We start from the raw sequence: 12,227 nt of genomic DNA, 5'->3' as shown, positions 1-12,227 counted from the left end.
GGAGTACTTATGAGTGATTTGAAGAAACAAAACATAAAAGATATGTACCGGCTCACTCCTATGCAGCAAGGGATATTGTACCACTATATGATGGATAAAAATTCAGACGCCTACTTTGAGCAGATATCACTTTCTATAAAAGGCATCCTGGACATTGATTGTGTTGAAAAGAGCGTTAATATCATTATTGAAAAGTATGACGCTTTGAGAACAATTTTTTTGTATGAAAATGTAGCCAAGCCCTTACAAGTAGTCATGAAGGAAAGAAAGCTGTCTGTCAGCTATGAGGATATTACCTCCCTTGCCGAAGAACTAAGGGATAGGTATATAGAAGAATACAGGGTTAAAGACAGAAAAAAGGGCTTTGACTTATCAAGGGATATTTTAACAAGATTAAGTGTAATTAAAACAGGCTACCAATCTTATAACATGGTATGGAGCTTTCATCACATCATTATTGATGGGTGGAGTCTCGCAAATATATTTAGAGAATTTATGGAAAACTATGAAGCCCTGATGAATAGCCGGGAGCCGGAGTCAGGAAAGGTATATCCTTACAGCCGCTATATCAAATGGTTGGAAGGCAGAAATCAGAACGAGGCCGCAGATTACTGGGAAACCTATCTTAAAGGTTACGAGCATCAGACAGTCCTTCCCCAAAACGGCAGGTCTGCAAGTGATGATTTCAGGATTGAAGAAACGGAGTTTAAAATATCTGAACAAATAACTAGCGATCTTGAGAAGTTTGCAGCCAAAAACAATACAACCATGAGTACCATTATAAAGACCATATGGGGGATATTATTACAGCGGTATAACAATACCGATGATGTGGTGTTTGGTGAGGTGGTATCGGGAAGGCCTCATGAAATACAGGGAATTGAGAGCATGGTGGGTTTATTTATAAATACCGTTGCAGTAAGGGTGAGTTGTGATGAGGATAAAACTTTTACCGAACTGATCAAAGAGATGCAGCAATCGGTGCTTGAATCTGACCGGTACAGTTTCTATCCTCTGGCGGATGTGCAGTCAAAAACATGCTTGAAAGATGCCTTGATACATCATGTCATGGCTTTTGAAAATTACCCTATGGATGAAGCGGTTAATGCTTCATCCAGTAATGGCATTTTAAATGTAGTTGGAATGGAAATATTCGAGCAGACGAATTATGATTTTGGGATACTCGTTGATGGCGGTAAGGAATTATCTATTAAATTCAGTTACAACTCACTGGTATATGATGGTAATTTCATAGAAAAAATCAAGGGACATTTTCAGTCGGTAATAGAAATTGTAACCGATAATCCCGATATGCATATTAGGAATATTGATATACTTACCGAAGTGGAAAAGAAAGAAATAGTACACTGCTTCAATAATACAACGGAGGAATACCACAGGGAAAAGACCATTCACCAACTATTTGAGGAACAAGCGGTGAAGACACCTGACAATGCGGCAGTGGTGTTTGAGGGTAAGCAGCTAACCTATAGGGAACTCAATGAGAAGTCAAATCAGCTTGCAAGAGTGTTGAGGGATAAGGGAGTTAAACCAGACAGCATAGTGGGTATTATGGTAGAACGCTCACTGGAGATGGTCATAGGTATATTTGGCATACTTAAAGCCGGAGGGGCATATATGCCTATAGATCCTGACTACCCTAAGGCAAGAATCGAATATTTACTCGAGGACAGCGAGATAGGGGTGCTGATTTCCCAAAAGCAATTCCTGGAGAAAGTGGAGTTTTACGGGAAGTATATAGACATAGAAGATGAAAGCCTTTATGCCGGAAACCCTATGAACCTGGAAGTGGTATGTTCACCGCAAAATTTGGCATATATCATTTATACATCTGGGTCTACAGGAAAACCTAAAGGGGTTATGGTAGAACATAAAGGGGTAGCAAATCTGGAGGCGTTTTTCAAGACCCGCTTAAATGTAAGTGAAAGCGATAGGATTATTCAATTTGCATCAATTTCATTCGACGCTGCAGTTTGGGAAATATTTATGGGACTATTGGCAGGAGCAACACTATATATATCTTCAAGCGATATTATCAATGACTATCGAAGATTTGAAGAATACCTAAATGAAAATGAGATAACTATTGCTACTTTACCACCTCCGTATCTGGCAAATCTGGACCCGGAAAAAGTAACTTCCTTAAAGAAGGTAATTGCAGCAGGTTCGGCTTCCACTCCCGAACTTTTAAAGAAATGGAGCAACAGGATTTCATATATAAATGCTTATGGACCTACTGAGACAACCGTATGTGCAACGGTATGGAAAGCAGATGATTGTGAGACGGCCGATAAGTCGGTACCTATTGGTAAACCTATTACCAATACCCGGGTGTTTATAGTTGATGAAAACAATAATCTTAAGCCCATAGGTGTTGAGGGTGAACTCTGTGTTTCCGGGGCAGGATTGGCGAGAGGATACTTGAAAAAACCGGAACTTACCAGGGAAAAGTTTGTACCGAACCCATTTATGCCTGGAGAACTGATGTATAAAACAGGAGATCTTGCAAAGTGGCTTCCTGACGGGAATATTGCATTTGCCGGCAGAAAAGACCACCAGGTTAAAATAAGAGGGTATAGAATCGAGCTTGAGGAAATAGAAGCAGCCCTTTTGAAGCATGCTGATATAAATGAGGCGGTGGTCATTGACCGGGAGGATTCAAGTGTAGGCAGGTATCTTTGCGCTTATATAGTGTCTGACCGAGAAGTGACAGTGACCGAAATAAGGGAGCTTATATCTAAAGAGCTGCCCGATTATATGATTCCATCCTATTTTATGAGGATAGCAAAAGTACCGTTAACCATAAATGGAAAATTGGACAGAAAGGCGCTGCCGCTGCCTGATGGAAGAATAAATACAGGAACAGAGTATGCAGCGCCTTCAGGTGAAGTGGAGGAAAGGCTTGCGCTGCTGTGGCAGGACATCCTTGGAATAGAGAAGGTAGGAAGAAATGATAACTTCTTTATGCTCGGAGGACACTCGTTAAAGGCAACAAGCCTTGTAGCAAGAATTCACAAAGAGTTCAATGTAGACATACCTCTTAAGGAAATATTCAAGACACCAACCATCTTAGAAATTGCCAGCTACATTGAAGACTCAAAGGAGAGCCTATATCAGTCCATTCAACGTGCTGGGGATATGGAATATTATCCCATGTCATCCGCCCAGAAAAGACTATATATATTAAACCAGCTTGAAGGAGCTGGAATCGCCTACAATATACCTGGCATAATATTGCTGGAAGGTACTGTTGATAAAGCACGTTTTGAGCAGGCTTTTCATAGTCTGATAGAAAGGCATGAGAGCTTTCGAACCTCCTTCCATATGATCGAGGAAGAGCTGTCTCAGAAAGTCCATGACAAGGCGGACCTAAGTATCATGTACCTGGAAACCAGTGAAGAGAAGGTTCCCGAAATAGTGGAGAAATTCATAAGGCCCTTTGACCTTGGAAAGGCTCCACTATTAAGAGTTGGACTTGTAAAGATTGGAGAAGACAGACATATAATGGTGTTTGACATGCATCATATCATATCGGATGGAGTGTCCAACGACATACTGGTAAGAGAGTTTATAAGCTTATATGAAGGGAAAATACTTCCTCCACTGCGTATACAGTACAAGGACTACTCAGTTTGGCAGAGGGAATTGTTTGCAGGAGCTGCCATAAGTAAGCAGGAGGAATTCTGGCTCCAGACCTTTCAGGGAGAGATCCCTGTGCTGGATTTATCCACCGACTACCCAAGACCCGCAGTACAAAGCTTTGAAGGAGACTACATCAGCTTTGAAGCTGATAGCGAGCTTGCGGTTAGACTTAACAAGCTTGGATCAGACAATGGAGCTACATTATATATGACGCTTCTTGCTGCATACAATGTGCTGTTATCTAGATACACTGGACAGGAAGATATTATTGTGGGAAGTCCTATAGCTGGAAGGCCTCATGCTGACCTTCAAGACATCATAGGTATGTTTGTAAACACTCTGGCCATGAGAAACCACCCGCAAGGAGAAAAGACTTTTATTGAATTCTTGAAAGAAGTTAAAGAAAATGCTTTGAAAGCATACGACAATCAGGACTATCAGTTTGAAGAATTAGTGGATAAGCTGGACATAAGGAGGGATATGAGCAGGAATCCCCTCTTTGATACCATGTTTGCCATATACAATGTTGGAAAAGCAGAGCTCATAACGTCTGATCTAAGCTTCAAGCCGTACAACAAAGGGATAGAAGGCAGAATATCAAAATTTGACATCACCTTAAATGCATTTGAGACTGAGGATGGTATAGCCTTTGAACTCGAATACTGTACAAGACTGTTTAAGAAAGAAACAGTTGAAAGACTTGGGGCTCATTACATCAATTTGCTGGAAGAAATTGCAGCATACCCCGAAAAAAGGCTTTATGAAATCGAAATGTTATCACAGGAAGAAAAACAGCAAGTATTATACAGCTTTAACGATACTGCTCTCGAATATCCCCTGGATAAAACCATACACCAAATGTTTGAGGAGCAAGTGAAAAAGACTCCTGATCATATTGCAGTGGTTTTTGAAGGTAAACAATTAACCTACCGAGAACTGAATCAAAAGGCAAACCAATTGGCCAGGGCATTAAGAGAAAAGGGAGTAAAGCCTGATGATATTGTAGGCATAATGGTGGACCGCTCGCCTGAAATGGTTATAGGTATAATGTCAGTAATCAAGGCTGGGGGGGCGTACCTTCCTGTAGATCCTAATTATCCATTGGAAAGAAAAAGGTATATGATGGAGGACAGCAAGGCCAAAATTTTACTCACCCAAAATCATCTTATGGATCGTGATGATTTCGATGGTGAGATTATTGATTTATCTGATTATGATTATAATTTTATAAACGATGTGAATATAAAATGTATAAATAAGCCTGGTGATACAGCGTACATCATCTATACCTCTGGCTCAACGGGAAACCCTAAAGGTGTTTGCATTGATAATAAGAGTGTATTAAACCTGGTAGAGGGTCTGTTCCAGAGAATATATAGCAAATATGAATCACCGTTGAATGTTTGCCTCATTGCCCCTTATGTTTTTGATGCTTCGGTGCAGCAGATTTTCGCAGCACTGCTAATGGGGCATGCATTGTACATTGTACCGGAGGAAGCAAGGAAAGACGGTAAAAAGCTGCTGGACTTCTATAGTGAAAATAGGATTGATATTTCGGATGGAACGCCCATACACGTAAATATGATGTTAAATTCTCCTCCTATAGATAATAACCTAAAAGTGAGACATTTTATTATAGGCGGAGATGTTCTTCCATTTGATGCAGTAAAAGACTTCCTAAGCAGATTTGAGGATGTGCAACCTTGCATCACAAATGTTTATGGTCCTACCGAATGCTGTGTGGATTCTACGGAATATTTGATTACTGCGGCGGGGCTTAGTAGATTGGATAATATCCCCATAGGCCGTCCTTTGCCAAACACCAGAGCATTCATACTTGGTAAGAAATTAGAAGTAAATCCTATAGGTATCGCTGGGGAATTATATATATCTGGGGATGGTCTTGCCAAAGGCTATTTAAACAAGACGGGGCTTACTGCAGAAAGATTTGTATCTAACCCGTTTATAAAGGGAGAAAGAATGTATCGTACTGGGGACTTGGCAAGATGGCTGCCTGACGGGAATATAGAATTTTTAGGCAGGATGGACCACCAGGTAAAGATAAGGGGATTTAGAATAGAACTTGGAGAAATAGAGGCTCAGCTATTAAGACATGCTTCAATAAAAGAAGTTGTGGTTATTGTAAAGGAAGACCAACAGAAGAACAAGGATCTGTGTGCATATTTCGTTGGGGAAAATGAACTGACAATAACTGAACTAAGGGAATGCCTTTCAAAAGAATTGCCCGAGTATATGATCCCGGCATACTTCATGCAGCTGGATGAAATGCCTTTGACAGCCAATGGTAAGATAGACCGGAAGAACTTGCCCCACCCTGCTGCTCATTTAAATACTGGAGTAGAGTATGAAGCACCTTCAGGTGAAGTGGAAGAGAAGCTTGTACAATTGTGGCAGGATATCCTGGGGGTTGAGAAAATAGGGAGAAATGATAATTTCTTTGTGCTTGGGGGGCACTCATTAAAAGCAATAAACTTTGCAGCCAAAATTCACAAAGAGTTCAATGTAAATATATCTCTTAAGGAGATATTCAAGCTGCCGACAATTGCAGAAATTGCCAAGTACATCCAGGAAGCCCAAGAGAGTATTTATCAATCTATCCAGCCCACTGGAGAAATGGAATACTATCCTATGTCGTCTTCCCAAAGAAGGCTGTATATATTAAATCAGCTTGAAGGAGCAAGGGTGGCATACAATATGCCAGAGTTTATGTTGTTAGAAGGCAGTATTGATATAGAACGTTTTGAGAAAGCCTTAGATCAGCTGGTAAAAAGGCATGAGGCTTTCCGGACCTCCTTCCATATGGTAGATGGTGAACCGGTGCAGAAGGTCCATGATGAGGTGGAATTTAGTATCATGTACATGGAAACCGGCGAAGAAAAAGCCTCAGAAGCAGCAAATGAATTCATAAGGCCATTTGACCTTGGCAAGGCTCCTTTACTAAGAGCAGGGCTCGTAAAAATTAGAGAAGACAGGCATGTCATGATGCTTGATAAACACCATATCATATCTGACGGGGTGTCGGATGAAATACTTGTAAGAGAATTCATAAGCTTGTATGAAGGAATGAATCTTCCAGCACTTCAGATTCAGTACAAGGACTATTCCGTATGGCAGAATAAATTGTTTGCTGACGGCACAATCAGTAAACAAGAAGAATACTGGCTCCAGGCATTTAGGGGAGAAATACCAGTACTTGATATGCCGGTAGACTACCCAAGGCCGGCTATACAGAGTTTTGAAGGCGATATGGTCAGTTTTGAAACAGGCCGGGAACTTGCACATAAACTGAACAAGCTTGCCGTGGATCATGGAGCAACACTGTATATGGTGCTTCTAGCTTCATACAATGTGCTTCTTTTCAAATACACCGGACAGGAAGATGTCGTAATTGGAAGCCCTATAGCAGGAAGGCCACATACAGATTTGCAGGACATCATAGGCATGTTTGTCAATACCCTAGCTATGAGGAATTACCCTCAAGGTAAAAAGAATTTCAGCGAGTTTTTGATGGTAGTAAAAGAAAACGCTCTAAGGGCTTATGAAAACCAGGATTACCCATTTGAGGAACTTGTGGAGAAGCTTAGCATTAAGCGGGATTTGAGCAGAAATCCGCTGTTTGATACTATGTTTGTCTTGCAAAATAAAGAGGCATCAGAATTTAAGATGAATGGGCTAAGGTTCATGCCCTATGATAATGAGTTCAGGGCGTCCAAATTTGATTTGACCCTAAACGCCCAAGAGACCCAGAATAATATTGTATTTGGGTTAAAGTATGCTACTCGTCTGTTTAAGAAAGAGACAATAGAAAAACTTGGGGTCCATTTCATCAATGTACTGGAAGAGATCACAGCTTACCCCGAAAAGATGCTGTCCGAAATAAATATACTATCTCAGGATGAAAAACAGCAAATACTAAATAGTTTTAATGATACAAAGGCAGAATACCCTAGGGATAAGACTCTACATGAGCTGTTCCAAGACCAAGTGGAAAGGACACCTGATAATGTAGCTGTAGTGTTTGAGGACAAGCAATTAACCTACAGGCAACTCAATGAAAAGGCAAATCAGCTTGCCAGAGCACTAAGAAGTAATGGTGTAAAGCAAAACAGCATAGTTGGAATAATGGTAGAAAGATCCGTAGATATGCAGGTTGGAATACTGGGAATTTTAAAAGCAGGAGGTGTCTATTTACCAATTTCAACCAAACTTCCTGAACTAAGAATAAAAAAATTACTGGAAGATAGTAATGCAACTATGCTGTTGACGCAATCACATTTAGCGGATAAAGCAGAGTTTTACGGTAATATATTACTGCTTGATTCCCCTGAAATATACATTGGAAGTGCTGAAAACCTTGATAAAATAAATAAACCAGAGGACTTAGCTTATATCATTTATACATCGGGATCTACTGGAGTTCCGAAGGGTTCAATGATAGAGCATCGAAGTGTAGTTAACTTGGTTTATGGACTAAGAAAGCTTGTCTATGAAAATTATGATAATTATTTAAATGTTGCCCTTGTGTCCCCTTACTTTTTTGACGCATCTGTAAAACAAATATTTGCGGCTTCTCTCCTTGGCCATACGCTGTTTATAGTTCCTGAGGATACAAGGCTAGATGGTGAGGGCCTTCTAAAGTACTATAACAGGAATTCAATTGCTGTTTCAGACGGAACACCAGCACATATAAAGCTTTTAACAGATACTGCCAGGCCTGGCGAAAGTCTTTCAGTTATGCAGTTTATTATCGGAGGGGAAGAACTTTCATGTAAAGGTATACAAGGTTTCTATGATCGGTTTAAAGATAATAACCCTACTATAACAAACGTTTATGGTCCAACAGAATGCTGCGTAGATTCAACTTATTACCATTTAAGCCGTGAGAAGGTGAGAAATCTAACAAGTATACCTATAGGTATGCCATTGCAGAATTATAAGATATATATACTTAATGAAGACATGAATATCTTACCGGTTAATACAACTGGTGAAATATATATATCTGGAGATGGGCTGGCAAAAGGCTATTTGAACAAACTTGAATTGACTACGGAAAAATTTGTAGCTAATCCTTTCAGCTCTGGAGAAAGAATGTATCGTACCGGTGATCTTGGAAGGTGGCTTCCTGACGGAAACATCGAATTTATAGGCAGAGTAGACCATCAGGTAAAGATTAGGGGCTTTAGGATAGAGCTTGGGGAAATAGAAGTGCAGCTATTAAAGCATCCTTCAATAAAAGAAGCTGCGGTAATTGCAAAGACAGACCAGGAGGGCAACAAGTATTTGTGTGCTTATATAGCAGGGGAAAGTGAATTTACAATATCAGATTTAAGGGCGCTTCTCTTAAAAGAACTTCCCGATTACATGATACCACAATACTTTGTTCAGCTGGAAAAGCTGCCTTTGACAGCCAATGGCAAAATAGATCGGAATAATTTACCCCAAAATGACGGTACTTTAGCTACATCAGTAGAGTATGTAGAGCCTTGCGGTGAAGTTGAGGAGAAGCTTGCACTGCTGTGGCATGATGCCCTTGGAGTACAAAAAATTGGTGTGAATGATAACTTCTTTGAACTGGGAGGATACTCACTGAAGGCAATATCCCTTATAAGCAGAATTTATGAACAGTTAAATGTTGAGGTACCACTAAAAGACTTTTATATGGCCCCAACCATAAAGGAAATTGCCCGTTTTATACACAATACGTACGCCAATGATTATATTACACCAAGTCCGGCAATTCATTTTAATTCAGCAATGGAGAGTCTTATGTTTGCATTCCCTCCAGGAGGAGGAAATGGAATAGCTTATGGTAGTTTATCAAAACAAATGAATGCTTATTCCATATATTCCTTTGACTTTATAGAAAATGAGAGCAGGATGGAGGAGTATGTGAAGGCAATTACTTCTGTCAAACCCGAGGGCCCATATATTCTATTTGGTTACTCGGCAGGAGGTAATCTGGCATTTGAAGTTGCTAAAGTATTAATTGAAACTGGACATCATGTATCCGATATAATCTTTCTGGATTCGGCTAAATCATTTGTCCTTATTGAGGAAGAAAGCGAAGATGCTAAGAAACTTGCTGAGCAACAGGATAAAGAATTTATAGAAGAAAATGAGAAACTTATAAAAGGCATGTTTGGAGATAACCAGGCAGTTATTGAAAAGGCCATTGAAAGAATGAGAAATTATCATAAATACACTAGAAGTGTTATAAACTCGGGACAGATAAACTCCAATATCCATCTTATTATATCACAGCAGCAAGACAATGAAGGTGAAGCTGATTTATGTGAAGGATGGAGAGAGGCAACAACGGGAGAGTTCAAAGTATATAACGGATTTGGCAGTCATTTTGATATGTTAAGTACAGGATATATAGATAAAAATGCGGCTATTATTAAAGAAATATTGGAAGAGATCAACCAATAGTTCAGATATAAGGGGTAGATATAATGGATAAGATTAAATTGTTTTGTCTGCCGTATGCAGGAGGTTCTGCAGCAGTATATAAATATTGGGAACAATACTTGCATGATAGGATTGAGCTTTTCCCGATTGAGCTTGCGGGAAGAGGCAGCAGGATTGGTGAACCGTTTTACGGAAGTGTTGAGGAAGCGCTTGAAGATATACACCGTATTATCATAAGCAACCTTGAAGAACAACCTTATGCGTTGTTTGGCCACAGTATGGGTAGTGTACTTGTATATGAACTTGCCTATAGAATAAAGGAGCTCGGACATCCATATCCTGGCCATATGTTTATTTCCGGCAGATATCCTCCGGGTTTTGTAAGTAAGAAGAAGGTACTCTATGATTTGCCGGATAAGGAGTTTGTGGATGAGGTATTTAAGCTGGGAGGCACGCCCAAAGAGGTTCTGAAAAGCAATGAATTAATGGAGTTGTTTTTACCGATACTCAGAGCGGATTTTAGTATTACTGACACATACAGGCACATTGAAAAAAACGCTAAGCTTGACTGCGATATAAGTGTATTGTGGGGAAAAAGAGAAAAGGGAGCCACTATTTTTGACGTTGCAAAATGGCATGATTATACGTCCAAAAGTTGTAAAATTCATATGTTTGACGGGGATCATTTTTTTATACACGATTACAAAAAGGATGTAGCAGCAATAATAAATAGTAGTCTCATCGACTTTGCAGACAATGGTATGTGAAGACTGAAGTTTATTTAAAATTTAATATGAAATCAAGAGGCTAAGTTTTTAGGTTGACTTTAATGACCTGTAGACTTAGCCTCTTTCCAGTCTAATCAAAAATTTCAAGAAAGTAGAACCTACGTCCTATTGGAATTATTTTCATGTTTCTGTATTATCAGAATTGTAATCATTTGTTTAAGCGCTTTAATTATGGAATGAACTTGAAGTATTTGTGAAAACAAAGGGGGGAAATAGTGCTGATAAATGTTGAAAATGAGCAACACAGGAAAATATCAGAAGAAAAATACAAGGAGGTTTGAAAATGACTAGCAAAAAGTTTTCTTTTAAAGCCACATCACTTTTGGTAGTTTTAGCAGTATTCTTATCCACCTTTTGCGCAGTCTTGCCGGTGAGCGCAGCCGCTAGGGGAGCATGGGCACCAAATACTGCCTATGCAGTAAATGATACAGTAACATATAGTGGAAGTACTTATACCTGTCGTCAGGCACATACTTCCCTCGTAGGTTGGGAACCACCTATTGTTCCTGCTTTATGGGAGAAAGGCGGCAGCGGAACTACGCCACCTACAACACCGCCAACAACGCCACCAACAGGTCCTTCAGTAACAAAGCCTTCCGAAGTTCCAAGCCACATATGGACATACACAATGAATGCGGGCGATAAATTCGGTAAAGGCGGAGATTCTGCTTTATTGCTGAGTGCTGTGATCAAAAAGGAAAGCAGCTTTGGAGCAGGCTTACCAGGCAGTCCATCAGCCGGCGACGGATTGATGCAGGTAGAACCAAACACACGTAATGCTTATTTATCTCAATTCAGTTCAAAATTTGGCCGTGCTTATAATCACGGCAGTGAACAAGATCAGGTATACTTGGGCGCCCTGATTTTAAATGAAAAGATTATTAAATTCGGCAATATATATAACGGCTTATTACACTATAACGGAGGAGATTACTGGTATCCGGGAGCTACAGATTCTTATGGCCGTCCTATTCTGGCCAATCAATATGCAGATGCAGTTTACTCTACTTATAAGGGCTATGGCGGTAAGAACTAAGGTGGATTTTAAAAAAAGATAAGCAAAATCGGGCTGAAAAATGCGTTTTTTCAGCCCGATTTTTTTAGGGCCTGTACGCAAACTGTACAACTCGTAGAAATCTAGTAAAATAAGGCACATGAGACGAAGATACGAGTTAACGGATGAAGAATGGAATATAGTTGACCCCCTGTTGCCTCCAGCCCGAAAAAAACAGGGAGGACGTCTGCCCAAGGATCGGCGCCAGATGCTCAATGCCGTGCTTTGGGTTGCTCGAACGGGCGCGCCATGGCGGGATTTACCGAGTTACTATGGCCCTTGGTCTT

4 protein-coding genes are annotated in these 12,227 nt (G+C 40.1%); all 4 read left to right on the top strand.

Going from position 1 to position 12,227, the window contains the following annotated elements; genetic code table 11:
- The first annotated feature begins 9 nt into the window (after positions 1-9).
- Positions 10-10,119 (top strand): non-ribosomal peptide synthetase, encoded by a 10,110-nt coding sequence (locus ACQQ6X_RS24340; protein WP_305168253.1) that lies wholly within the window; start codon positions 10-12, stop codon positions 10,117-10,119.
- 23 nt (positions 10,120-10,142) lie between these two features.
- Complete coding sequence (locus ACQQ6X_RS24335) at positions 10,143-10,865, top strand: thioesterase II family protein (protein ID WP_305168254.1); 723 nt, start codon at positions 10,143-10,145, stop codon at positions 10,863-10,865.
- A 304-nt stretch (positions 10,866-11,169) separates the two neighbouring features.
- Positions 11,170-11,922 carry a carbohydrate-binding protein gene (locus ACQQ6X_RS24330; protein ID WP_305168255.1) on the top strand — a complete coding sequence of 251 codons (753 nt, stop codon included), beginning with the start codon at positions 11,170-11,172 and terminating at the stop codon, positions 11,920-11,922.
- A gap of 118 nt (positions 11,923-12,040) precedes the next feature.
- Positions 12,041-12,227 (top strand): transposase (locus ACQQ6X_RS24325; RefSeq protein WP_305164338.1); only part of this gene is annotated, 187 nt, incomplete at its 3' end.

Origin of the sequence: Paenibacillus ottowii, assembly GCF_050516475.1 — a bacterium.
In the GTDB taxonomy this organism is placed as follows: domain Bacteria; phylum Bacillota; class Bacilli; order Paenibacillales; family Paenibacillaceae; genus Paenibacillus; species Paenibacillus ottowii.
This window is presented reverse-complemented; position numbering and strand designations above follow the sequence as displayed.